26 protein-coding genes and 1 pseudogene are annotated in these 23,864 nt (G+C 64.9%); 6 read left to right on the top strand and 21 right to left on the bottom strand.

The features are described 5' to 3' along the window. Positions 1–29: 29 nt before the first annotated feature. The 12 genes from IB258_RS07870 to IB258_RS07925 form a co-directional block, all read right to left on the bottom strand. Complete coding sequence (locus IB258_RS07870; protein WP_082401146.1) at positions 30–1,199, bottom strand: CMD domain protein; 1,170 nt, start codon at positions 1,197–1,199, stop codon at positions 30–32. Positions 1,200–1,217: 18 nt separating this feature from the next. Beyond that, on the bottom strand, positions 1,218–2,513 hold the full coding sequence (locus IB258_RS07875) for an acyl-CoA thioesterase/bile acid-CoA:amino acid N-acyltransferase family protein (RefSeq protein ID WP_192352388.1): 1,296 nt from the start codon (positions 2,511–2,513) through the stop codon (positions 1,218–1,220). Positions 2,514–2,516: 3 nt separating this feature from the next. Then, positions 2,517–4,109: an ABC transporter substrate-binding protein gene (locus IB258_RS07880; protein ID WP_192352389.1), complete on the bottom strand. Its 1,593-nt coding sequence runs from the start codon at positions 4,107–4,109 to the stop codon at positions 2,517–2,519. Positions 4,110–4,174: 65 nt separating this feature from the next. After that, a complete protein-coding gene (locus IB258_RS07885; protein ID WP_054456312.1) occupies positions 4,175–5,188 on the bottom strand; it encodes an ABC transporter ATP-binding protein in 1,014 nt (337 codons plus the stop codon). After that, positions 5,185–6,192: an ABC transporter ATP-binding protein gene (locus IB258_RS07890; protein WP_054456313.1), complete on the bottom strand. Its 1,008-nt coding sequence runs from the start codon at positions 6,190–6,192 to the stop codon at positions 5,185–5,187. Before IB258_RS07890 ends, IB258_RS07885 begins: the two co-directional genes overlap by 4 nt. Continuing rightward, entirely contained in the window at positions 6,189–7,103 is a 915-nt protein-coding gene (locus IB258_RS07895) for an ABC transporter permease (protein ID WP_192352390.1), read from the bottom strand. Before IB258_RS07895 ends, IB258_RS07890 begins: the two co-directional genes overlap by 4 nt. After that, complete coding sequence (locus IB258_RS07900; RefSeq protein ID WP_054456315.1) at positions 7,100–8,074, bottom strand: ABC transporter permease; 975 nt, start codon at positions 8,072–8,074, stop codon at positions 7,100–7,102. Before IB258_RS07900 ends, IB258_RS07895 begins: the two co-directional genes overlap by 4 nt. Then, positions 8,071–9,534 (bottom strand): NAD(P)/FAD-dependent oxidoreductase, encoded by a 1,464-nt coding sequence (locus IB258_RS07905; protein WP_192352391.1) that lies wholly within the window; start codon positions 9,532–9,534, stop codon positions 8,071–8,073. Before IB258_RS07905 ends, IB258_RS07900 begins: the two co-directional genes overlap by 4 nt. Next, the gene (locus IB258_RS07910) at positions 9,531–10,508 is read right to left on the bottom strand and encodes a LysR family transcriptional regulator (RefSeq protein ID WP_054456317.1); all 978 of its coding nucleotides are present in this window, start codon (positions 10,506–10,508) and stop codon (positions 9,531–9,533) included. The genes IB258_RS07905 and IB258_RS07910 overlap by 4 nt, the downstream gene beginning before the upstream one ends. Before the next feature lie 237 nt (positions 10,509–10,745). Beyond that, the gene (locus IB258_RS07915; RefSeq protein WP_054456318.1) at positions 10,746–10,976 is read right to left on the bottom strand and encodes a hypothetical protein; all 231 of its coding nucleotides are present in this window, start codon (positions 10,974–10,976) and stop codon (positions 10,746–10,748) included. A gap of 283 nt (positions 10,977–11,259) precedes the next feature. Beyond that, the gene (locus tag IB258_RS07920) at positions 11,260–11,469 is read right to left on the bottom strand and encodes a hypothetical protein (protein ID WP_119451334.1); all 210 of its coding nucleotides are present in this window, start codon (positions 11,467–11,469) and stop codon (positions 11,260–11,262) included. Positions 11,470–11,485: 16 nt separating this feature from the next. Further along, the gene (locus IB258_RS07925; protein WP_192352392.1) at positions 11,486–12,367 is read right to left on the bottom strand and encodes a LysR family transcriptional regulator; all 882 of its coding nucleotides are present in this window, start codon (positions 12,365–12,367) and stop codon (positions 11,486–11,488) included. Between the two features lie 98 nt (positions 12,368–12,465). On the opposite strand from IB258_RS07925, the gene IB258_RS07930 reads away from it, so the two are divergent. Genes IB258_RS07930 through IB258_RS07940 form a run of 3 tightly spaced genes read left to right on the top strand, consistent with a single transcriptional unit; the run spans position 12,466 to position 14,979 of the window. Then, entirely contained in the window at positions 12,466–13,473 is a 1,008-nt protein-coding gene (locus tag IB258_RS07930) for a membrane dipeptidase (RefSeq protein WP_088141054.1), read from the top strand. A gap of 25 nt (positions 13,474–13,498) precedes the next feature. Next, a complete protein-coding gene (locus IB258_RS07935) occupies positions 13,499–14,470 on the top strand; it encodes a tripartite tricarboxylate transporter substrate binding protein (protein ID WP_192352393.1) in 972 nt (323 codons plus the stop codon). Beyond that, positions 14,470–14,979: a RidA family protein gene (locus tag IB258_RS07940; protein ID WP_192352394.1), complete on the top strand. Its 510-nt coding sequence runs from the start codon at positions 14,470–14,472 to the stop codon at positions 14,977–14,979. The genes IB258_RS07935 and IB258_RS07940 overlap by 1 nt, the downstream gene beginning before the upstream one ends. Positions 14,980–15,008: 29 nt before the next feature. Here the strand turns inward: IB258_RS07940 and IB258_RS07945 are convergent, their stop codons facing one another. The 3 genes from IB258_RS07945 to IB258_RS07955 all read right to left on the bottom strand — a co-directional run bounded on the left by IB258_RS07945 (position 15,009) and on the right by IB258_RS07955 (position 16,452). Next, the gene (locus tag IB258_RS07945; protein WP_119451338.1) at positions 15,009–15,608 is read right to left on the bottom strand and encodes an OmpA family protein; all 600 of its coding nucleotides are present in this window, start codon (positions 15,606–15,608) and stop codon (positions 15,009–15,011) included. 2 nt (positions 15,609–15,610) lie between these two features. Next, positions 15,611–16,102, bottom strand: a complete 492-nt coding sequence (locus tag IB258_RS07950) for a hypothetical protein (protein ID WP_233564603.1) — start codon at positions 16,100–16,102, stop codon at positions 15,611–15,613. A gap of 164 nt (positions 16,103–16,266) precedes the next feature. Then, positions 16,267–16,452, bottom strand: coding sequence for a hypothetical protein (locus tag IB258_RS07955; protein WP_054456325.1), 186 nt, complete (start codon positions 16,450–16,452; stop codon positions 16,267–16,269). Between the two features lie 193 nt (positions 16,453–16,645). Here IB258_RS07955 and IB258_RS07960 point away from each other — a divergent pair, with 193 nt between their 5' ends. Then, positions 16,646–17,365: a carbonic anhydrase gene (locus tag IB258_RS07960; RefSeq protein ID WP_175161491.1), complete on the top strand. Its 720-nt coding sequence runs from the start codon at positions 16,646–16,648 to the stop codon at positions 17,363–17,365. 122 nt (positions 17,366–17,487) lie between these two features. Beyond that, positions 17,488–17,757 carry a hypothetical protein gene (locus tag IB258_RS07965; protein ID WP_054456327.1) on the top strand — a complete coding sequence of 90 codons (270 nt, stop codon included), beginning with the start codon at positions 17,488–17,490 and terminating at the stop codon, positions 17,755–17,757. A gap of 58 nt (positions 17,758–17,815) precedes the next feature. Here IB258_RS07965 and IB258_RS07970 read toward each other — a convergent pair whose 3' ends face one another. Both IB258_RS07970 and IB258_RS07975 read right to left on the bottom strand, forming a co-directional pair. Further along, positions 17,816–18,196, bottom strand: a complete 381-nt coding sequence (locus IB258_RS07970) for a DCC1-like thiol-disulfide oxidoreductase family protein (RefSeq protein WP_013394373.1) — start codon at positions 18,194–18,196, stop codon at positions 17,816–17,818. A 107-nt stretch (positions 18,197–18,303) separates the two neighbouring features. Further along, complete coding sequence (locus tag IB258_RS07975) at positions 18,304–19,254, bottom strand: GlxA family transcriptional regulator (RefSeq protein ID WP_192352395.1); 951 nt, start codon at positions 19,252–19,254, stop codon at positions 18,304–18,306. Positions 19,255–19,372: 118 nt separating this feature from the next. On the opposite strand from IB258_RS07975, the gene IB258_RS07980 reads away from it, so the two are divergent. Then, complete coding sequence (locus IB258_RS07980) at positions 19,373–19,966, top strand: LysE family translocator (protein WP_175181328.1); 594 nt, start codon at positions 19,373–19,375, stop codon at positions 19,964–19,966. Positions 19,967–20,086: 120 nt separating this feature from the next. Here IB258_RS07980 and IB258_RS07985 read toward each other — a convergent pair whose 3' ends face one another. The 4 genes and pseudogenes from IB258_RS07985 to IB258_RS07995 all read right to left on the bottom strand — a co-directional run bounded on the left by IB258_RS07985 (position 20,087) and on the right by IB258_RS07995 (position 23,752). Continuing rightward, entirely contained in the window at positions 20,087–20,716 is a 630-nt protein-coding gene (locus tag IB258_RS07985) for a DUF2239 family protein (RefSeq protein ID WP_054456330.1), read from the bottom strand. An 83-nt stretch (positions 20,717–20,799) separates the two neighbouring features. Beyond that, positions 20,800–21,273, bottom strand: coding sequence for a transposase (locus tag IB258_RS30330; protein WP_225590318.1), 474 nt, complete (start codon positions 21,271–21,273; stop codon positions 20,800–20,802). 123 nt (positions 21,274–21,396) lie between these two features. Continuing rightward, positions 21,397–21,561, bottom strand: a pseudogene (locus IB258_RS30335) (transposase); the annotation flags it as partial. 223 nt (positions 21,562–21,784) lie between these two features. Further along, positions 21,785–23,752 (bottom strand): acyltransferase family protein, encoded by a 1,968-nt coding sequence (locus IB258_RS07995; protein ID WP_054456331.1) that lies wholly within the window; start codon positions 23,750–23,752, stop codon positions 21,785–21,787. Positions 23,753–23,864: the final 112 nt, after the last annotated feature.

A 23,864-nucleotide genomic window follows, 5' to 3' on the forward strand; every position in this document is an offset into this window, starting at 1 on the left:
CGGCACGCAAGCGGCCGGGCGCCGCGGGGTCAAGCCTTAGGGAAAACCGGCTCGCCCAGGTTCAGCATCAAGCGATTCGCCCAAGCAAAGATCGCATCCGAATGCAGCAGATCCAGGATCTCGCCTTCGTTCAAGCCCGCATCCTTCAGGGCCTGGATGCTGTCGGCGTTCACCGAGGCAGGCGCTTCGGTGATCTGGATCGAGAACTTGCCGATGGCGAGTTCGCGCGCCGTGGTGCCGGCGGTGGCGGGATCCTCGAACACCTGCGCGATGACCTCATTGCGCTTGGCCAGTTGCTCAAAGCGCTGGGCATGGACGGACGCGCAGTACACGCAGCCGTTGATGCGCGACACGTAGGTCGAGCCCAGTTCACGCTCTGCACGCGACAGTCCACCCGGCGCGTACATGATGGCGTTGAAGGCCGTGGAGCGCTGGCGCAGGATTTCGGGCTGATGCACCAGGAACAGGTAGTAGTCCGAGACCTTGGCCTTGGGGTGGCTTTCTTCCAGGACGGCGACTTGTTCGGGCGTGGCGGTTTCGACGTTGACGACGTCGAGCCAGGCCTTCCACTCCAGCGATTCGTTGGTGAAGCCGTGGGCCTTGATCACCGCACCGGGCGCGGTGGCGGCGGTGTTGGCGGGGAAGGGAGCGGGCGGGGTGCCTGCGGCGCGTTCGGGCTGGCCTTCCAGCGCCTTCATGGCTTCCAGGCCGGCGACTAGGCGGACCTGGTAGGACAGGAAGGCGACAAGCTGGGACAGCGTGACCACGGCGGGCGTGGAGACGCCCGCGGCGGGCAGGGTCTTGAGCGCGGCTTCGTCGCCTTCGACGGGTTTCTCGATCAGCTTGCGCGTGAATTCCAGGATGGCGGCCAGGCGCGGGGTGGCGGCGTCTGACGGCTTGCCGGATTCGGCGACGGCGATGTCGGCCGGGGTGGCGCCGGCCTCGGCCACGCGCTTGCGGTAGTGCGCGGCCAGCAGTGGCGACGGGGTGATGCGGGTGGCGTACAGCGCGACCAGCAGGCGCTCGGCCAGGGACAGACCGGGCAGCGCGGGGTCGAACAGGGCGTCGTAGCTGCCTTGGGTGGCGGCGGCGACCTTCTCGCGGAAGTGGCGCACTTCGTAGGTCTTGGCGCCCGGGGCCAGGCCGATCAGGCGGTCGACGAGGTCGTCCGTGACGTTGTAGACGATGGGTTCAGCCATGCGGATCTCCTTGATGCTTTACTTGGCGGCGCGTGCTGCGACAGCGGCGTCCAGGAACTGCTTCACGCCTTCCCAGGATTCCTGGTCGGCGCGGGCGTTGTCCTTGGGGTTGCCGCCGCTGGTGCTGATCTTGCCGGACACGGGGTGGGCGTAGACGAGCTGGGTGGTGGGCACGTAGGGGAACAGGATGGAGTGCCCGCCGTTCTCGTAGTCCAGCCATTCGACCGGGTAGGGGTGATTCACCTCGGCCAGCTTGTCCTGCACCATCTTGGAATAGATGCTGGACGGCCAGGAGCCGTCGTCGGTGCCGGACAGCAGCATGACGGGGCCCTGGATGTCTTCGACCTTGATGCGGGCGCGGGCCACGGCGTCGGGGTCTTGCAGGGCGGTGAGGATGGCTTTTTCGTGGCGGTGCGGCGCGGGGCCTTCGTCGAAGGGCGCCCAGGTCGCGGTGCGGTTGTTCTCCCAGACGTGGGGGATGGGCTTGCCGCCCAAGAGCCACGTGGGGCCTTCGCGGCCGATCTTGGGATCGCAGGCGTTCTGGCCGCTGTGGACCACGGCGCCGGGTACGTAGGCGACCACGGCCGAGACTTCCTCGGGGAAGGTGGCGCCCAGCAGCAACACCAGTTCGCCGCCGCGCGACTGGCCGCTGATGGCGACGAAGTCGTGCTTAGGCTGGACCTTCTTGCGCAGCCAGCGCAGGCCGGTCTGGAAGTATTCCAGCGGGGTGTTGGAGATGTAGTCCGACAGGCCCGGCGCCTTGAAGTAGGCCAGGGCGAAGGCGGCGTAGCCGCGGGACGCATACAGCGCTGCGCGCGGTTCGTTGATGCCGCCGCCGGAGCCGTTCAGGATCATGACTGCGGGGAACGGGCCGGGGCCGGGCGGCAGGTACAGCGTGCCGACCAGGCCTTCCTCGCGCACGTCCTGCCGGGTGACGCCGTCAGCCGCCAGGCGCTGGGTGAAGCTGGCCTGGGCCTGCGAGCCCGCGACGCGCGCCACTACGTCGGTGACCAGGGCCTCGGTCACCGGGTGGTTGAAGTGTTCGCGGCTGGACGAGTCCACGGGGGACTGCGACCAGACCAGGCCCATGGGCGCCACGCCTTCGTAATCGCCGGACACGGGCGCGTCGCGGCCCAGGTCGACCGTGCCGTCCGCGCCCGCCACGAAGGCGGCCTGGCTTTGCCAGAGCACGCCGTTGCGGCGGGTCAGGGCGGTGATCTCCACTGTCTGGCCGGGCACGACGTGTCCGACCCGGATCTGGCGTGGGACGTCGATCAGGTCGACGGCCGGGGTGATGGTCAGGGTGGGCGTCATGGCTTACTTGCCCGACTCTTTCGTCACCATCATGGCGGCCGTGCGGTCGCTGGTCATGGGGGTGACCTTCAGGCCCTTCTTGGTGGCCCAGATGTTCTTGTAGTGGAACAGCGGGATGATGCCGACGTCGTCGTACACGATCTTGACGGAGTCGCGCAGGATGGCTTCACGCTTGGCTACGTCGAATTCCGAGGTGGATTGCTCCAGCGCGGCGTCGACCTTGGGGTTGCTGTAGCGGCCCCAGTTGGACGCGCCCAGGCCCTTCTTGGCGTCGGCGGTGGCCAGGATGTTGACCAGCGCGTAGCTGCCTTCGCCGGTGCCGTTGCCCCAGGCCAGCATGCTGACCGCGAATTCGTTCTTATTGGCGCGGCCCGAGTACACGGCCCATGGCACGACTTCCACCTGGGTCTTGACGCCGGCGCGGGTCCAGAACTGCGCCACGGCCTGGGCGGTTTCCGGGCCTTGCGGGTAGCGGTCGTTGGGCACGTGCATGGTCAGCTTGAAGCCGTCCGGGTAGCCGGCTTCGGCCAGCAGCTTCTTGGCCTGGGCGACGTCGTTGGGGATGTCCTTGACGTCGGGGTTGTAGCCGATGGTGCCCTTGGGCATCCACTGGTTGGCTTCGGTGGCGGCGCCTTGCAGGATGCGGTCGGCGATGGCCTTGCGGTTGATGGCCAGGTTCAGCGCCTGGCGCACACGCACGTCCAGCAGCGGGTTCTTGTCCAGCGGCTTGCCGTTGTTGTCGGTGATGTACTGGTTGGGCGCGGGGTTGAAGCTAGGCTGCAGCAGCATGACGCGCAGGCCGTCGTAGGGGTAGACCGACACGTTGGCGGCCTTTTGCAGCTTGGCCAGGTCGGACACCGAGACCTTGTCGATCACGTCCACGTCGCCAGCCAAGAGCGCGGCGGTGCGGGCGGCGGCGTTGTTGATGTAGCGGTAGTTGACCTTGTCCCAGATCTGCTTGTCGCCCCAGTAGCCGTCGTTGCGTTCCATGATGACGCGGTCGCCGGGGGTATAGGACACGAACTTGTAGGGGCCGGTGCCGACCATGGCCTTGCCCGAGTTGTAGTCCTCGGTGGTGGACTTTTCACCGACGTGCTTGCTGACCACGTGCACCGACGCCAGGTTCAGCGGCAGGTCGGGGTTGGGGGCCTTGGTCTTGACGATGAGCGTCAGCGGATCCTTGGCGGTCATCGTGTCGATGGTGCGCAGGTAGCCGGCGTAGGTGGCCACGCTGCCCGGCACGGCGCGCGCGCGGGTGTAGGAGTAGATCAGGTCGTCGGCGGTGAAGGGCGTGCCGTCCTGCCACTTGACGCCTTCGCGCAGCTTGAATTCCCAGGTCTTGTCGTCCAGCGGCTTCCAGCTGACGGCCAGGCCGGGCTGCAGCTTGTTCCACTTGTTCTCGATCAGCAGGTCCCAGAAGTGCAGGGCCACCGAGCGGTCGCCGGCGTGGTTGTTCAGCTGCGGGTCCAGCGACGACAGCGGGTCGGCGAAGCCGATGGACAGGTCGTCGGCGCTGGCGGCGGCGGAGGCGCCGAGGATGGCGGCGGAGGCGCCGAGGATGGCGGCGGTCAGGGTGGTGAGAATCAGGCGTTTCATGTTCGGAGTCCTTGGTATAGGGGGAACTGGCGGTTGGTTCGGGCGCCGCGGCGCGGCGGCGGTGGTCACGCCATGTCGTTCAGGTGACAGGCGCTCAGGTGGTTGATGGCGATTCCCTTCAAGGTGGGAACCTCGGTCTTGCAGCGCGGCATCGCATGCGGGCAGCGCGGATGGAAATGGCAGCCTCCCGGCGGATTCAGCGGGCTGGGGATCTCGCCCTTGATCGCGGTAAAGGTCTTGTGGCGCGACTTCAGGCTGGGGATCTCGGCCAGCAGGGCCTGCGTGTACGGGTGGTTGGGATGGCGGAAGACTTCTTCCACCGTGGCCGTTTCCACCACGCGGCCCAGGTACATGATCACGACGCGGTCGGACAGGTGCTCGACCACGCCCAGGTCATGGCTGATGAAGAGATAGGTCAAGCCCAGGTCTTCGCGCAGGTCCATGAAAAGGTTCAGGATCTGCGCCTGGATCGACACGTCCAGCGCGGCCACGGCTTCGTCGCACACCAGCATGGTGGGCTGCACGGCCAGGGCGCGGGCGATGCCGATACGCTGGCGCTGGCCGCCGCTGAACTGGTGCGGATAGCGCTGGCGCAGGGCCGGGTCCAGGCCGGCGCGTTCCAGCTGGGCGCTGACGTAGTCGTCGAAGTCGCCGTTGCCGACCAGGCCGTGGATGCGGGCCGCTTCGCCCACGATCTCGTCCACGCGCAGGCGCGGGTTGAGGCTGGCGTAGGGGTCCTGGAAGATCATCTGCACTTGCAGGCGCGCGGCATGGGCCTGGGCCGAGTTCATGTCGGCCGGGCGCACGCCGTTGATGCGGATTTCGCCGCCGGAGGGCGTGAGCAGGCCCGCGGCAATGCGGCCCAGCGTGGACTTGCCGCAGCCGGATTCGCCGACCAGGCCGACCACTTCGCCGGGGTTGACGATCAGGTCGACGTTGTCGACGGCGCGGGTCACGGCGGGCGGCTTGGACAGGCCCAGGCGCTGCATGGCGCGCGTGGCGGGGCCGGTGGGGCGTTCGCCGAAACGCTTGCTGACTTGGCTGAGGTCAATCAGCGGGGTAGGGGCGGTCGCGCTCATGCCATTACCTCGCTGGTCTGGATCGTGGGATGGAAGCAGCGCACTTTGTGTTCGGGCAAGGCCTGGGTGATGCCGGGCTGCTGGCCGCAGGCGGCGGTGGCGCGCGAGCAGCGCGCCGCGAAGGCACAGCCCGCGGGCAGGTTGAGCAGGTTGGGCGTCATGCCGGGAATCTGGCGCAGGCGTTGGCCGCGCCGGTTGTTGCTGGGCAGGCTGTCGATCAGGCCCACGGTGTAGGGGTGCTGCGGACGGTCCAGCACGTCGTCGACGGTGCCGTGTTCGACGATGCGGCCGGCGTACATCACCGCCACGTCGTCGGCCAGGCCGGCCACCACCGACAGGTCATGGGTGATCCAGATCAGGCTGGTGCCGTGCTGCTGCGCGAGCTTCTGCACTTCGGACAGGATCTGCGCCTGGATGGTGACGTCCAGCGCGGTGGTGGGTTCGTCGGCGATGATCAGGTCGGGCCGGTGCAGCATCGCGATCGCGATGGCCACGCGCTGCCGCATGCCGCCGGACAGCTGATGCGGGTAGGCCAGCAGCCGTTCTTCGGGGCTGGGGATGCCCATCATGCCCAGGGTGTCGCGCGACAGGGCGCGGGCTTGCGCTGCGCTCATCTTGTTGTGCGCGCGCACGGTCTCGATCATTTGCGCGTCCACCCGCAGCACGGGGTTCAGCGTCATCATCGGATCCTGGAAGATCATGGCGATGCGGTTGCCCTGCAGCTTGCGCAGTTCGCGCGGCGCCAGCTTGGTCAGGTCGCGGCCCTGGAACAGCACTTCGCCGCCGACGATGCGGCCCGGCGCGTCGACCAGGCCCATGATGGAGAAGCCGGTGACGGACTTGCCCGAGCCGGACTCGCCGACCAGGCCCAGGATCTTGCCGCGTTCCAGCGTGAAGGACACGTCGTCCACGGCGGGCAGCACGCCCGCGCGGGTGTGGAAATGGGTGCGCAGGTTGCGCACCTCCAGCGTCGGCGCGCCGGCAGTATGGCGGTCGGCGCTCATTTGTGGGTCCTCGGGTTCAGCACGTCGCGCAGGCGGTCGCCCACCAGGTTGATCGCCACGATGGTGACCAACAGCGCGATGCCAGGATAGAAGCTGATCCAGTATTCGCCGGACAGCATGGTCTGGAAGCCGTTGGAGATCAGCAGCCCCAGCGACGGTTCGGTCACGGGCACGCCCAGGCCCAGGAAGCTCAGGGTGGCTTCCAGCGTGATGGCGCGCGCGATCTGCAAGGTGCCGATGACGATCAGCGGCGGCAGGCAGTTGGGCAGGATGTGCTTCAACATGATGCGCCAGTTGGGGATGTCCAGGCAGCGGGCGGCTTCCACGTATTCGCGGCGGCGCTCGACCAGGGCCTGGCCGCGCGCGGTGCGGGCGTAGTAGGCCCATTCCAGGATCACCAGCGTCAGCACCACGTTGCCCACGCCCTTGCCCAGGTAGGCCAGGATCATCATGGCAACGAGGATGGACGGGAACGACAGGATCAGGTCGACCAGGCGCATGATCAGCGCGTCGACCTTGCCGCCGGCGTAGGCCGCAAGCAGACCCAGCAGCGTGCCGACGATGCCGGCGATGACGGCCGAGCCCACGCCCACCATCAGGCTGATGCGCAGGCCGTACAGAATGCCCGACAGCAGGTCGCGGCCCTGGCCGTCGGTGCCCAGCCAGTAGTGGAAGGTGTCCAGGCCGTTCAAGCTGCCCGGCGGCAGGCGCGCGTCCAGCACGTCGATCTGCAGCAGATCATAGGGGTTTTGCGGCGCGATCCAGGGCGCCAGGATGGCGGCCAGGATCAGCAGCGTGGCAACGGTCAGGCCCAGTACTGCCGTCTTGGACGACATGAACTCGGCCAGGTTGCGCCGCCACGGCGATTCGCGGCGCAGCGCGGGGGTGGGGTTTGTCGATACGGCGCTCATGCCGAGGCCTCCAGCCGCACCCGCGGGTCCAGCACTTTATAAAGAATGTCCACGATCAGGTTCAGGGTCACGAACAGGCACACCACCACGATCAGGTAGGCCACGATGACGGGGCGGTCCAGTGCGTTCAGGCTGTCCAGGATCAGCTTGCCGGCGCCGGGCCAGGCGAAGATGCTTTCCGTGACCACGGCGAAGGCGATGGTGGAGCCCAGCTCCAGGCCCAGCACCGTCACCAGCGGAATCATGGTGTTGCGCAACACGTGCACACAGACCACGCGCATGGGCGACAGGCCCTTGGCGCGGGCGAACTTCACGAAGTCCAGCGGCAGCACGTCGCGCACGCCGGCGCGGGTCAGGCGGATCACCAGCGAGATCTTGAACAGCGACAGGTTGAACGCCGGCAGGATCAGGTGGCGCCAGCCGTCGGCCGTCAGCCAGGACCACTGGAAGCCCAGGAACTCCACCGTCTCGCCGCGGCCGCTGGCCGGCAGCCAGCCCAGCGACACGCTGAAGGTCATGATCAGCATCAGCGCGATCCAGAACGTCGGCAGCGAGAAGCCGACGATGCTGCCCGCCATGATCATCTTGGCGAAGCGGCTGTCCGGATACAGGCCGGCGTACAGGCCCAGCGGCAGGCCCACCACCACGGCCAGCATCATCGCGGCGATGGCCAGCTCGAACGTCGCCGGCAGGCGCTGGATCACCAGTTCCACGGCCGGGATGTTGTAGACGAAGCTATTGCCCAGATTGCCGTGCAGGGCGCCGTTCAGGAACGCCAGGTACTGTTCCCACAGCGGCTTGTCCAGGCCGAGTTCGGCAATGATGCGGGCGCGGTCCACTTGGTCCACGTCCTGGCCGATCAGGATGTCCACCGGATTGCCGATGGCGTGCAGGCCCACGAAGACGATCAGCGTCATCAGGAAGACCACCACCGCGGCTTGCGCGATGCGGCGCAGCAACCAGCCCGTCATTGCGCGGTCTCCGCTTGCGGGGCCGGGGCCGGCGTCCATTCATCGCCGAACACCTCGGGTTCGGAGAACGCTTCCATGTTGGCGTAGTGCGTCTCCACGTCCTCGCGGTAGAACAGGCCGGCGATGCCTTGCGCCAGGCGCTTGGCGCCTTCGCTGATGGCCGGGATGTCGCCCGAGATCGTGCCTTGCGTCAGCGCGGCGGGGTAGGAGAAGCAATGCACGCGGTCCAGGCCGGGACAGGCGCCCGGGGTCTTTTCCTGAAGTTCGAACACGGCGCCCAGGTCGGGCGAGTCGTGCAGTTCCTGGTCTTCTTCGCCAGCCGGCGGCACGTAGCGGTCGCCCCAGGCGCGCACGTGCGGCGCCAGCGCGGCGAACTCCGGACGCACGGTCCAGTCGATGCGGAAACCCGTGGAGAAGATCAGGAAGTCCAGCACGAACACGCCCTTGGGCGTGGTGACGTGGATCTCGTCGCCGACCAGCGCCAGGTCCTGCACGCCGCAGCCCAGGTTGAAGCGGGCGTTGGGGTGGCGCGAGACGCGCAGCGTGCTGCCGCGGGGCGGCGGCACCTGGGCGGCGTTGATGTAGTGGCGGATCTTCCACTTCCATTCGTCGGGCAGGGTCAGGTGCCCATGGGTCAGCCCCGGATTGCCCGCGCCCTTGCCCTTGTTGATGCGCGGAATGTCGTTGCGGCGGATCAGCAGGTCCACGCTGGCGGCGCCGGCTTCCAGCGCGGTGCCCGCGCTGTCCATGGCCGAGGCACCCGCGCCCACCACGCCCACGCGCTTGCCGGCTAGCGTCCCGTAGTCCATCACGTCGGACGAATGCGCCCAGCGGTCGCGCGGCAGCTTCTTCGCAAAATCAGGCACATAGGCGCCGCCCAGGCCGTCGCGGCCGGTGGCCAGCACTACGCGGCGCGCCAACACCGTGCTGCGTCCGGCGGGGGATTCGATGTCCAGCTGCACCAGTTGGTCGGCGCGCGGCAGCACGGCCAGGATGCGGTGCTCGTTGCGCACATCCAGTTCCAGCGCGCGGCGGTACCAGCGCAGGTAGTCCATCCATTGCAGGCGCGGGATCTTGTCCAGCGCTTCCCAGGCTTCGGAGCCGAACTGCGCCTCGAACCAGGCGCGGAAGGTCAGCGCCGGCAGGCCCAGCGCGGGGCCGGTCAGCTGCTTGGGCGAACGCAGGGTTTCCATGCGGGCGGTGGTGGCCCAGGGGCCTTCATAGCCTTCGGGCGCCTGGTCGAAGATCGGGGCATTGATGCCCAGGTGCTTGAGCGAGGCGGCCGCGGCCAGGCCGGCCATGCCGCCGCCGATGATGGCCACGTCCAGCACCGGCTGGCCGTCGACGAGGCGGGGCGTGACCCAGTTCTTGGCGGGCAGTTCCAGCCAGGACAGGTCTTGCCGCAGGCGCGCTTCCAGCGCGGCTAGGCCTTGCGGCGGGGTGGCTACAGGCTGATTCATATAGCAGGGGATTCCGTAAGAGGGGCGTCGTCGCCATAGATCGACTGCAGCAGGGCCGAATGCTCGGCGGCGTCGTGCAGGGCGAAGCCGGGCAGCAGGGCCGCGGCGGCTTGGGCGAGCGCGTCCGCCATGGCCTGGCAGGCCGGCGTCAGCGTTTGCGACTGCGGGGTGATGACCCCGAAGAAAAAGGGGATGTCCAGGTCGATGGGACGGATCGCCACGCCCGGCATGGGGGCGCCGTAGGCGGTGATCGGTTCCAGCACCGACACGCCCAGCCCGGCGCGCACGGCGGCCAGGGCGTTGACGGACGAGTTGGTTTCCATGGTGCCCAGCGTCTGGGCGTTCTGCGCCAGCGCGGCATCCAGGCGGCGGCGCAGGCGATAGGGATTGGCCATCGTGATCATGCGGCGCCCGGCCAGTGCGGCGACTGGCACCACGGCTTGTTGCGCCAGCGGATCGTTTTCCGGCAGCGCGACCACACAGGGCGCTTGCCCGATCCAGTGCACCGTCAGGCCGCGATGCTCCAGCGGCAGGCTGGTCGCGCCCAGTTGCGCGGCGCCGGATAGCACGGCGTGCACCACGCGCTCGGGCGAGGCGCTGCGCAACTGGATGCGCGCGGCGCCGACCCGGTCCTCGATGCGCTTGAGCGCGTCGGGCACCAGGCCCGCCGCCAAGGCGGAAGTGGCGGCCATCAGCAGCGGCTGGGCCTGGCCGCGCGCGATTTCATCGGCGCGGCTGCGGATCTGCTGCATGCCCGCCAACGCGCGCTCGACGTCGTCATACAGCAGGAAGCCCTGCTCGGTGGGCGTCACGCGCGGGCCGCTGCGCGCAAACAAGGGATAGCCGATCTCGGCTTCCAGTTCCTGCAACAACCGGCTGATCGCCGGCTGGGAGCGTCCCAACAGCCGGCCGGCAGCAGTGACGCTGCCCGTGGACATGACGGCCGCGAAGGCCTCGAGTTGACGAAGTTCCATCTGGTTTGATTTATGCCAAGGACGAATTCTTGCCCGGCAAGTATGCGCTTTGCAAATAATTAAAGAGCATAAGTAAATTCCCTGATGGGGTTTTCATCAGGGAATTTCATAACTGGTAGTTATTTCAAGGGCTTGCGGCGGTGGCGCCTGTACGCCGCGCCGGACAAAGAAAAAGCCCGCGTCGGCATTCGCGGGCTTTGCGAGCATTAACGGGAGAGAAGCGGCCAGCCTGGGGCGTCAAGAATGCCCGCGTCCCTCGCGCCGGTAATACAGATAGCGTTCGATCTCCGCCTGTTCCACCGCTGGTTCCAGCGAGCGCCACCGGACCACGTAGCCGCGATGCGCTGGCGGCATCCAGCCCAATACGGAGTACATCGTGACTTCGGTCTGGCCAGTATTGAATTCCGTCTCGAAGAATCCCTGGCGACCCGGCGGCTCGCTGCCGCAAATCCAGCTGGAATCTGGCATGGCGCTCTCCCGTACGGCTTCAATCCTACGCGCCGGTCCGGGAAATGGCATACGTTCTAGCCCCGATGCGGGTTGCGTCCACCTTGTGTTAGAAACACGGATGGGGCTCTTGCGGCATGATTGCCGCAATCTTTGCGAACCTTTGCAGTTCGATTTGGCGGATGCCGGTAGTATTCGTCCATCGAACCTCAGGAGCCCGTCATGCACAGTCAGCAACCCGCGCCCGAGCCGAACAAGCGCCGTTGGCCTTTCGGCTACGGTGAAGAGGAGTAGTCCGGCTGCCCTAGCCGATACGCTCAATCCGGTCGCCCGGACCGGACAACTCGTGATAGATGTCATCCAGATATTCGGCCAGCCCGTCTGCGGGCACATCGGCAGGAATGGCAATGTCCGCAGCCCGTACGCGTTTGCCGGCGTCCGAACGGTACGCCGTCCACACCGCGCCCTCGCGTTGGATGTCGAGCTGAAACCTGCCGTAGATGTCGAATTTCATCGATGTCCCGAAAAAATCATGACCAGGCCAGTGCCAACTCGGCAGCCATGCTGCGCGTGAGTCCCAGAAGAGCCTGAGCGGCCGGGCTGAGCGTCTCGCCGCCGCGGGTCAATACTTCCAGGCTGCGGACGGCGCTTTGGTCGGCCAGGGGTACGATCGCCAATTTTGCGCTAGCCGTGACCGCCAGCGCCGGCAGGATGGTGACGCCGAAGCCTTGTTCGACAAAGGTCAGCAAGGAAGTGGTGTTGCGCACCGTCAGCAGCGAGGCTTCCACCAACGCGGCCACTTCCGGGGAGTCAAACCGGGCGCACAAGCCGTTTGCAATGAATTCCGCGGCGTCGATATCGCGCCAGCGCGCCTCGCGCCGCAATTTCGTCAGGTGGTGCCCGGCCGGACACACCAGCACGAAACGGTCTTCGAACAGGGGCTCGGTCACGATGCCGGGCAGGGGCGCCGGCAGCGTGGCTATGCCGAAATCGACCTCGCCGTCGGCCACCGCCTTGCCCACCGCCGCCGAGTCTATGTCGCGCAAATCCACCCGTACCTGCGGATACTGCCTGCGCATCGCGCCGATGACTTGCGGCAATAGCCGGATGGCCGCCGAGGGCACGGCGGCCACCTTGGCCGTTCCCAGCGCGCCGCTGGCATAGCGGACCATGTGGGCCACGGCCGAGTCGAATTCCGCAATGGCCCGCTGCGCCTGCGCGCGGACATAAAGGCCCAGGGGAGACAAACGGATCTTGCGTTCGCCTTCGAACAAGGGGCCGCCCAGCTCCGACTCCAGCTGCTTCAAGGTCATGGAAAGCGCCGCCGGCGTACGGCCGACGCGGTCACCGGCCTGCGCCAGTTCGCCAGCATCGACCACGGCCATGAACATGCGCAGATGCTCGAGTTTCATATTTAAGAAAATATTAAATAGAACGAAGTTATTTTAGTTTGACTGAATTCTTGCCGGAAATCTACAGTACCGCTCACTGCCATTCAAGGAAGCAAGCAATGAGCGCAAGCGCCTTACGCGTCGACGGACTGCAGTACAGCAACTGGTCCGAAAAGATATTCCGCCAACTGCGCGAAGGCGGCGTGGACGCGGTCCACGTCACCATTGCGTATCACGAGAACCTGCGGGAGATGATCCACAACATCGAACGCTGGAACCGGTGGTTCGAGCGCTATCCCGACCTGATCGTGCAGGCGCGCAGTGGCGACGACGTCAGGCGCGCCCGCGAGGCCGACCGCACCGCGATCATTTTCGGGCTGCAGAACCCGTCACCCATCGAAGACGACATCGGCCTGGTCGAGGTGGTGCACACGCTGGGCGTGCGCTTCATGCAGCTGACCTATAACAACCAGTCCTTGCTGGCTGCGGGCTGCTATGAAGCGGTCGACAGCGGCGTCACCCGCATGGGGCGCGAAGTGATCAAGGAAATGAACCGGGTCGGGCTGGTCATCGACATGAGCCATTCGGGCGAACGTTCCACGCTGGAAGCGATAGAACTGTCCGAGCGGCCCATCACCATCAGTCACGCCAATCCGCATTCATGGGCGCAGGCGCTGCGCAACAAGTCGGACACGGTGCTCAAGGCGCTGGCTGGCGCGGGCGGCATGTTCGGCTTTTCGCTGTATCCGCATCACCTCAAGAACAAATCGGCCTGTACCTTGGACGACTTCTGCGCCATGGTGGCGCGCACCGCGGATCTGGTGGGGGTGGAGCACCTGGGCCTGGGTTCGGACCTGTGCCAGGACCAGCCGGACTCGGTGGTCCAGTGGATGCGCACGGGCCGCTATACCAAGAACATCGACTACGGCGAAGGCTCGGCCGCGCAGCCGGGGTTTCCGCCGCAGCCCGGCTGGTTCCAGGACAGCCGGGATTTCAAGAACATCGAACAGGGCTTGCGCGCCACGGGGTTTTCAGCGGACGAGGTGGCGCTATTGATGGGCGGCAACTGGATGCGCTTTTTCGATGCAAGCTTCGGCCCGCAAGCCACTACTACCCGCAAGCCCTGAACGGTCGCAACCTCGGAGCACTTACATGAAGAACGCCATTCGCATCCTTGCGTGCGCCACGCTGGCGCTGGGCGCCGTCTGCAACGCCAGCGCGCAGGACTTTCCCAACAAAAGCATACAGATCGTCGTGCCGTTCCCGCCGGGCGGCGTGGCCGATCTGGTCGTGCGCACTGTCGCGCAAAAGCTGGGCCAGGACGTCAAGCAGCCCGTGCTGGTGGTGAACAAGCCCGGCGCCAGCGGCATCATCGGGGCCGAGTTCGTGGCCCGCGCACCGGCGGACGGCTATACGCTGCTGTTGGCCAACCTGCCGATCATGTCGATCAATGAACTGCAGTACAGCAGCCTGCCGTACTCCGCCACGCGGGACTTCGCGCCCGTGATCCTGTTGGCCGATCAACCCTACATCATCGCCACCGGCAACGCCGTGCCCGCCAAGACGATGAAGGAGTTCATCGCCTATGCCAAGGACAAGCCGGACACGCTGACTTTCGGTTCCGCGTCCAGCTCGACCTTTCTGGCCGGCGAACTGTTCAAGCAGCGGGCGGGCATCCGCATGGCGCACATCCCCTACAAGGGCAGCGCACCCGCCATCAACGATCTGCTTGGCGGACACATCAGTCTGATCCTGGATCCGGTGATCACCTTGCTGCCGCACGTCCAGGCCGGCAAGCTGCGGGCCCTGGCGGTCACTTCGTCTGAACGGATAGATACGGCGCCGGACATTCCCAGCTACAAGGAAGTCGGCCTGGTGGATATGGACATCACTTCGTGGCAGGGCATCGTCGCTCCGGCTGGTACACCCGAGGCAGTCGTCAAGAAACTCAACGAGGACTTCAACCGGGCCTTGCAGTCGCCCGAAGTGGCCTCGCGCCTGAAGGAGCAAGGGGTAAGCACCAAGGGCGGCTCGGCCCAGGCCTTCGCCGATTTCGTCGCGGCCGAAAACAAGCGCTGGGCGACGCTGGCCAAACAAGTCAACTTCCTGCCCGGCAGTTTGTGATGAGCATCCTGACCGGAGCCGATGCGCGCTTGCAGGCCCTGGGCCTGGCCTTGCCCCAGCCTACGCCGACGCACTATGCCTATCTGCCGGCGCTGCGGCACGGCAGCGCGGTGTACGTCGCAGGGCAGATTCCGAAGCTCAGCGCGGACCAGTTGCTGGTTCAAGGCGCGGTGGGTGAGCAGGTCGGCGAAGCACAGGCGTGCGAGGCCGTGCGCCTGTGCGTGCTGCATGCGCTGTCGTGGGTGGCCCACCACGCGCAGGGCAGCCTGGATGCGGTGGAACAGGTATTGCGCGTCAACTACTTCTTCCAGGTGGGCGAGCGCTCCAGCACGCGGCTATCCGCCATTGCCGATACCGGATCGGAACTGCTGGTCGCGATCTTCGGCCGCCAGGGCGAGCATCCGCGCTCGGTCATTGGCGTGCGCGAGCTGCCGCGCAATGCGCCGGTGCTGGTCAGCATGGACGTGGCACTGAGGGCTGCGGACTCCTCGCGAATGCCGGCCGGCTGAGGCCGCTGCCGGCCCCGCGCAGGGCTTGCTTAGCGCTTGGGCAGCACGAACTCCACCCGCCGGTTCTGCGCCCGTCCTTGCGGATTGTCCGAACCGTTGGCCAGCCGGTTCGACTGGATCGGCTGGGTATCGCCCAGTCCTTTGACCGTCAGCCGCGACTTGTCCACGCCATGGCTTGCCAACCATTGCGCCACCGCCTGCGCGCGGCGTAGCGACAGATCCTTGTTGTAGGAGGCCGATCCCTTGGAGTCGGTGTGGCCTTCGATGCCGACGGTGCCGGCCGAACTGGATTTGATCAGGCTGGCGATGTCACGCAGCGTAGGTTCGGCGGCGGGGCGTATGGCGGTCTTGTCGAAATCGAATAGCACATCGCCCAGCATGGCGACGGTCACGGCGTTCTTGTCTTGCCGCACCGACAGGCCGTCGTGGCGCGCGGCCAGTCCGTCTATCTGCGCGTTCAGGTCCGATATGCCGCCGCTGGCATCGGCAGGCAATCCCTTCAGGTCCAGGATGGTGGCCTGCAGATCCAGGATCTCGGCCTTATAGGGAGGCTCCTGCGCCCAGGAGCCGCTGGCGGCGGCGAGCAGCGCCGCGGCCAGGAGAGTCGGCGCGCGCGTGGCGGCGGCCATGGTCAGCGGTCGGTGATCTTGATGGCGTCGAAGGTCTCCACGCCCGGGATGGTCAGCGAAACCTCCTTGATTTCCTTGGGCGGGGCAGGGAACTTGCCCTGCCAGGAACCGGCCATGGGGGTGTCCTTGGACGTGCGGATGAGCAGCTTGGGATTGGTCAGCGGCTTGTCGCTGCTGTCTTTCAGCAGCAGGTGCTTCTTGTTGCCGGCGATGACGTAGAAGCTGTTGGCGTAGTCGTCCTTGCTGATCTGCGAGTAGATCATTTCCGTCTTGCCGTCGACGATGGGCTTGAACCGGATCTTGATGGACAGGATGTCACCGCTGCGCACCGCTTCGATGACCTGGCCTTCCGCGCTGCCGGAATCGGTCAGGCCGGTGGCCAGGGGCGCGGGAGCGTCGGCCTGGCCTTGCGCCATGGCGGTCTGGCCGGCTGCCGCCACCATCATGCCCAAACCCAGGGCACAGGCGGCGGCTGTCTTTCTGATCGGAATCACGATAAGCATCCTTTGTCGTTGAAAACCATTCAGGGCAGGGCATCCGGACCAAGACTCATCCTTTTGGTCCCGTCCAAAGTCCAACGCAAGATGGTCCAACTTTCAGGCGCTTATTTCAGTTTGATGTTTTTCCAAGACGTTACGGAATCTAGCCGGCACAAGCCTCATCCGCCGCGGTGCCCGTGGTAGCGCGGTGCGGCGACGCTGCGGACGTTTTCCTTGTGCTGCGAGCCGACCAGGGCCTTGCGCCGGGCTTCCTCATGCTGTTGATCCGCGCGGGCGCGTTCCTTGTCGGCATGCGTGTCTGGCGCGGTGTGGGAGGGATTGGGGTGGGGAGTGTTGGGCGTCATGGTGCGTACCTATCAAGCAGGTGACGCGGCATATGCCGCTTTTCCACATTACGCCCCTCATCCGTGTTTCTCAAGCTGCGGCTACGGCGCATTTTTTGATTGTGGCAGCGCAATGTTTGAGCATTTGTAGTGGCCGCGGCAGCACAATGGTCCTGCGCTGGTTTCCCAGATGTTCTTCTTTCAGGAGAGCCTCATGTGCGACTGTTCCTCTTTCGCCCATTCCCCGCAATTCAACCGCCGCCGCCTGCTGTTCGGCGCCGCAGCGATCGCCGCGGCCGGCGCTTCAGGCTGGCTGGGCGATGCCCAAGCCGCCGTGCCGACAAACGATATCGGCCCCGACGAGGCCCTGAAACGCCTGATGGCCGGCAATGCCCGCTACGCCGCCAACAAGCCGAACATGCGGGACTATTCCGCGGGACGCGCCGCTCGCGCCGTGAAGCAAAAGCCTATCGCCGCCATCCTGGGCTGTTCGGACTCGCGGGTGGCGCCGGAACTGGCTTTCGACCAAGGGCCGGGCGACCTCTTCATTGTGCGCGTGGCCGGCAACTTCGTGAACGAAGACGGTCTGGCCAGCCTGGAGTACGGCACGCTGGTTCTGCGGGCGCCGCTCATCGTGGTACTGGGCCATGACAACTGCGGCGCGGTCGATGCGACGGTGAAGGCGTGGCAGGACAAGACGGAATTTCCTGGCCATCTGCCCGCGCTGGTGAACGCGATCAAGCCCGCTGTCGAGATCGCGAGCAAGTCGGGCGCAAGGGATCTGATGTCGGCTGCCGTGCAGGCCAATGTGCGCCTTGCGGTTGAACGCCTGAAGACTGCGCAGCCGCTGTTGCAAGAGATGGTGCAGCAGAAAAAGTTGGGAGTGGTGGGCGGCGTGTACAGCCTGGCAACGGGCAAGGTGACGTTGGTCTGACGCCAGCGCCGGGGTCGGCTGAATTCCAGCGCCGGCCGGCCTCGAACTGGTGAGAATTGCTGAGCTTTAATCGTTTTTCCCTTCGTAATATCCGATGAAAGGATATTGAAAGGGGAAGAGGCATGGGGGCGTGCGAAAAATGCGAGGCTATCGTCAGGGACCGGCGCGACGCGCCTGGTCATGACAGCCTGATCAGCCTGGGCGTGGTGCGATCGACGGGGCAGCAGCAACGCGGCGTGCAGCACGAGGCGTACACATGTGCGGTGTGCGGCACGGATTGGGATTATCTCTACGACAAGCGCGACCCGGCTTCGGGGTGGCGCCGCTCCGATGCGGGCGTGCACACGGAAACGGCCGAAGCGCCTTTGGCGAGAGCCGTCGGCGCCGCGTAGCGTGGCGCGCCGTATTTAATCAGACACCGTTCCTGCGTTGGCTCAGCGGCTGGCGCGGCTACATCTGCATCTTCTTCTTGCCCAATAGCGTCAGCGCCAGGCTGCGGCCGGTGCGCATGAAGGGGTAGAGCGCCGTCGACAGGCAGGGGTTGCGGAACACGGCCGCGTTGACGCTGTTGAACAGGTCGTTGCCGGTACTGATCAGCGCCAGGCGGTTGATGCAGTCCGCGCCCCAGTAGTCCTGCCCGTCCAGGTGCAGCAGCATGCCCTGGTTCAGGTCGTAGCCTTGCGCCTTGTAGGCCACCGCCAGGTCTGGGTGGTCGCGCATGTTCAGCAGGTCGATGGGGCCGACGGCCTTCTGCAGTTGCAGCATCCGCACGTAGTTCGAGCAGAAAGGGCAGTCTCCGTCGTAGAGCAGGAAGTTCTTTGCGATGGCCATGATGCACCGTGTGGAAATGCGCGGGCGCGAAAGGCGCGCCTGCCTCTTACATCCGATTAAAACGCATATCGCGGCAAGCGCCCACCGCCCGCATCGCGGCGCGGGTTTCAGCGCATCTGGCGCACGCCGTGGCCCAGGCGCCGGCGCAGCAGGTTGCGCAGCGTGACGCCGTCGGCATAGCCGACTTGCGCCGCGATCTGCTCCAGCGATTGGTTGCTGGTCTTCAGCAAATGGGCCGCGCGCTCCACGCGCAGGTCCTGGAAGAACGACAGCGGGCTCTTGCCCAAGACCTCCTGCATGCGGCGCGCCAGCGTGCGCTTGCTGGCGCCCAGCGCCTGCGCCGCGGCGTCCAGCGAGAACCCCTGCGCAAGATGCGCGCGGGCCCAGCGCTCGAAGGCCTGTACCAGCGGCTCGGCATGCGTCAGGTGATCGGTAATGACATAGGCCGACTGCGAGGGCCGCTGGTCCACGATCAGATAGCGCGCCACCAGCGCGGCCAGCTCCGGACTGGCCTGGCGCACCAGCCACAGCGCCATGTCCATGTGGCTGAGCGCCGCGCCCGCGGTCAGCAGCGACGACGAACGCACTAGCATGCGTTCGTCCTCCAGGTCCACCGCCGGATAGCGCTGCCTGAACAGCGGGGCCAGCCACCAGGTGGTGGTGGCCTTGTGGCCGTCCAGCAGGCCGGATTCCGCCAGCACAAAGGTGCCGATGCAGGCTGCGGCGGTGTTCGCGCCGGGCGCGCGCTGCCGCAGCATGCGGCCGGCGTCGCGCACGTCGGCGCGGTCCAGCGCGGGCAGCAGGGTTTCGGGCATCTTGCAGGCAATGGCGGGGATCACGAGCCAGTCCGGGTCCGACGGGTCCGGGCTGCCCGAGACGGGCACGCCGAATCCCTGTGCGGTACGCACCTTGCGGCGCATGCCGACGATCCGCGCGTCGAACGGCCGGACCGGTTCGGGCAGCAGCGGCGCCAGCTCGTTGGCCGTGGTGAACACGTCCAGGATGGCCGACAGGCCGGTATCGAACACGCCCTCCAGGGCCAGGATCTGGATCTTCATGGCAAGAACGCTATCAAAGATGTCAAAACCGCCAATATTAATAAGGCCCGCCCGGACTCACAATGGCGCTGTCTGACCGCTGGCGCAAGCGTGCGCCGCGTCTTGCCGGAGCCTTGTCTTGTCTTTTGAAAATCTGCTTGCCCTGACGGTATTCGCCTTCGTGACCTCGGTATCGCCAGGGCCTAGCAACGTCATGCTGATGACCTCTGGCGCGAACTTCGGCTTCGGCCGGACGCTGCCCCAAGTGCTGGGCATCACCGCCGGCTTCACTTCGCTGCTGCTTGGGGTAGGCCTGGGCCTCGGTGCGCTGTTCCACGCCTGGCCGGCCCTGTCGGCGGGACTGAAGGTTGGGGGCGCGGCCTATCTGCTGTACCTGGCATGGCGCATAGCCCTATCGCGTTCCATCGGTGCGGGACAGGCGTCCGCCAGGCCGCTCACGTTCATTGAGTCGGCCTTGTTCCAATGGATCAATCCCAAGGCCTGGATCGTGGCGCTGGCCGCGGTTGCGGTCTATGTGGATGCCGCGGCGCCCTGGGCGTCGCTGGCGTGGATGTGCCTGGTGTTCGCGGTGGTGAACGTGCCCAGCGTTTCGCTGTGGGCGGGCTTCGGCGTGGCGCTGCGCGGATTCCTGGCGCAGCCTGGAAGGCTGAAGTGGTTCAACATCGGCATGGGAACGCTGCTGGCGCTGACATTGTGGCCGATGCTGCGGTGACGAGCCGCGGCAGCCGGACTCGTTCGTTCGGCGTGCCGCGTCAGCGCGTTTTCGAGCAAGGAGTCCAGGGCGAACGGGCCGGCCAGGCGCGCGGACCACTTCCTGGGCCCCCGGTCTGGACTACTCCGCCGTGGCTTCGCCGGAGGTGTCCCACGCCAATTGCGTGGCGTAGCCGCGCACATCCTCAGGCCACGCAGCGATCTGTCGCTCAAAGCGCTCGCGGTCGTCGGCATACAGCGCCCGCGTCGCTTCCTCGAAGCCGGGCAGGTTGCCGCCCATGCTGGACATGAACTGGTAGGCGGCCTCCTGGCGCTCGCGGCGGCGGTCCCGCGCCTCGTTGTCGCGCCGCGCCTGTTCCACCAGCTTGCGCAAGGCCACCGAGGCGCCGCCGGGCTGCGCGCCCAGCCAGTCCCAGTGGCGCGGCAACAGAGTCACTTCGCGCGCTACCACACCCAGCTTGGGCCGGCCTCGGCCGCGCGATTGGGTGTCGCCGGCTTCCATTTCCGCTACGGCTCGTGTAATTGGGATCTTGGGAGTCGGTTGATGGCGCTCGATGATGTCAGCGTCACTACCTCGCAGATCGAGATCTACCTGTTTGCCCGACCGGTCGTCAAAGACGAGGACTGTGGCATCGGCGCGCACAGCCGTTATCCGTTTGACGGTCAGGGCCACGGAGCCGAGTGCGCCTGATGTGAGAATGCGCGAATTGTCGAAGACGGTGTAAGTGTTGGCGGAGGCGTGGAGGAACATGTTAATTTTATCCGGGTAAAATTTAAAACCAATTATTATCCGGATAAAATTAAATGTCAATAAACGAGATTCTATGGTGCGGGTCAAGCTTTTCTGAGGCTCGACCTTCCAGGATCGAAGGCTTGGCCAGTGCGCCAGACTCCGTAGGCGATGCGCAACAATTTGCGTGCGATCACCACCAAGGCTGCCCTCGAGGCTAGTCCTCGAGTTCTGAGCATGGCGTAGTAATCCTTGAAGTAAACCGTGCGAGCCGCCGAACTGGCCGCGTTGTGCAGCAAGGTCCTGGCGGCCTTGTCACCCTGTTTGCTCAGGCGTTGCCTACCGACCTTTCTGCCAGACTCGTTTGGCCTGGGAACCAGCCCACAGAAGGCCACCGCAGCGTCACTGCTCGTGAAGTGAACGCGGTTGAACAAGGTTGTCAGGGCAGCGTCATTGATCGGCCCAATGTCGCAGATTCCGGTTAGTAGACCGTATGTCTTGGTCCACTCGCTCTGGACCTTGACCTTGGCGATCAGCTCCCGTTCTAGCTGTTGCGCCCACGAACTCAGACTGGCCAAGGCCGTCTTCTGATGACAGCTTACGCAACCATGTCGCTGCGCCGACAACCTTAGCGAAGTCCCTACGCGTACCACCGTCGATCTAAGCGCTTGAGGCGCTCGAACCTGTTGTAGCTCTGCCGAGATCGGCTCATAGCGATGCAAGGTCGTATGACGCTGCGCGACGTATTGGGCGGTCACCTCGGCATCCAGGCGGTCGGTCTTGCCTCGATTGCCCAGCGAGATCGCATAGTGATGGACGCGCGTAGGGTTTAAAACATAAACCGTAAACCCACGTTCATGGGCCAGCCCGGCTTAAAAGCTCTTGATAGCCACCGGGCTTCCATTGCGATCACGCAACCAGCGAGCAGCCGCCTGAGCCAACCGACGATGCTGGACCGACCGTTCCCAACCGTGGAAGTGGCACCTACACCATACAAGGATGGGGCTCCAGGGGGAATGGCCAACACGTGACCGTGTGGCGGGGCGCCACTCGCTGCGGTTGTTCAAGCGGCTCTTGTCAATTTGTAGATCAGGGCCGCAGGGCAGATCCGCTGGCCGGCAACATGAATGTCGGCGTATGGTTCTGCGCGATGGCCTCTTCCGCCAAACTCTCGGAGCCTGTCATGCTTATATGCCCGGCATCGAAGTAGGCCGGCTGGCCCTTGACTTCGGCCCTGCACATGGCGCCATCGCATAGAAGATTGTGAATATCGAAGGTTTCGACATTTGGGAACTTCGAGGCCAATTCCACCAAGTATGCATTGATGTTCCGTTCCGGGCCGTCGCGCTGCGAGCGTTTTTCCTCGCAGTGCATCCCGGGGATCATCAGCGCCTTCCTGTCGCACTGGCGGTCGTACTGGAGAAACAGCGGTGCCGATAGTGCGATCACGACGCGCGGAACCTTCTTGCTCAATTCCTCGATTGTGTTGGCGATGTCTCTCCGAGAATTGTCCCGATCGAAGCCAGCCCAGGCGCTTCCCACAATCACGGTGTCGTACTTAGTCACCTCGGTTTCCATTGCTTCGTTGAACTTGGCGCAAGTTTCACGGATGGTGACCGGCGCATACTGCGAGGATGTGCCGAAGAGTGGCATGCAGCCTGAGAGGGAGATATTTCTGAGCGCGACTCCTGTATGCTCGCCAATCGTTTTGAAAAAGCCAACGTAATGTGCGGCATGGGAGTCGCCCCAGAGCAGAGTTTTCGCTGCCGCATTCTTGGCTCCTATGATGCACCGGGCGTCGGTCAACATCCGTTCGTCGAAACCGCCCATCTGGCAATTGAATGGATACTCACTTGCCGGTTTGGTGGTGCCGTCCAATTTGGCCAATTCTGCGCCGTAGCCAGTTGGTTTGAAGAAGGGCAGCCCGCTGGTGAAGGCGGTAGCCATAGCAATACCTGCCAGCGTGGCACTCACCGTAGCGAACTTCAGTGCAGATTGGACATTAGGCTTGGGGCTGGCGATCCGAAAAGGTTTTTCAACGCCGAAGTACGAAATCAGCGTCATGATTGCCATGGCGGTTGCGCAGGCGAGATAGCCTGCCGTTGTCGGTTCTCCATAGGCATATCGATAGAAGGCCATGATCGGCCAGTGCCAAAGATACAACGAGAAGGAAACCCGTCCGATGGCGACCATAGGCGCCATGGATAGCAATCGTCCTACCATGCTCTTGCGCGTGGAGCCAGCAAGGATAAGCATCGCGGCGCCGAAGGTGGGCGGGATCGCTGCATAGCCGGGAAATCCTGCCGCTTCACTCAGGCTTACTACTGACCAGACGATGAGTGCGAAACCGGTCAGGGCGAGCAACTCGGCATTTGCCGGATGGAGTTTTGTTGTTCGAGTAGCCAGCCAATATGCCGCGGCTCCCATCATCAGTTCCCCCGCGCGTGCTGGCAGCATGTAATAGGAGAACGATGGATCTGAAGCTAGGTACCTCTGACCAATATAGAAGCTGGCCGCACCTACGATGAGCGCTGATAGAAGCCGAATGAAAGGGGGGGACGACTTGAAGGCTACGAGCAGAATTAATGGCCAGAACAGATAAAACTGCTCTTCAACGGCGAGCGACCACAGGTGCAACAGCGGAACGGTTTCCGACGATGCGGCGAAATAACTGGTGTCCAGGAACTTCCAGAAGTAGATGTTCCCTGCGGATATCACGCTGGCGGCAGCCGAGGCTCCCAGATCTTTGACGTCCTTGGGCAGCATGAAGATGGCGCCGATGGTGAGTGTGACAAAGATACAGAAGAACGATGCAGGTAGTATCCGGCGGGCACGAGCCAGGTAGAAGCCGGAAAAGGAGAACGTGCCACCCGTGATGTTTCGGGTGAGGATGCCAGTGATCAGAAATCCGGAGATAACAAAGAAGACGTCAACACCGACAAAACCGCCAGGAAGCCAGCTTTTGTTCAGATGAAAAACGACAACGGCAAGTACCGCGATCGCGCGCAGACCGTCGATGTCGGGGCGGTATCCTGCTTGGTGCTGAGGTAATGACATGTTTGTCGGTTCGCTCTAAGCGAAATTCCTATTTCCGGATGTGGTGGGGACATGAGCAACAGTCCCTCGACTGACCCAAATTGAAGAAAGCGGTCGATTGTAGAAGTAAAAG

Source organism: Achromobacter sp. ACM02, from assembly GCF_014851605.1.
Taxonomy (GTDB): domain Bacteria; phylum Pseudomonadota; class Gammaproteobacteria; order Burkholderiales; family Burkholderiaceae_B; genus Achromobacter; species Achromobacter aegrifaciens.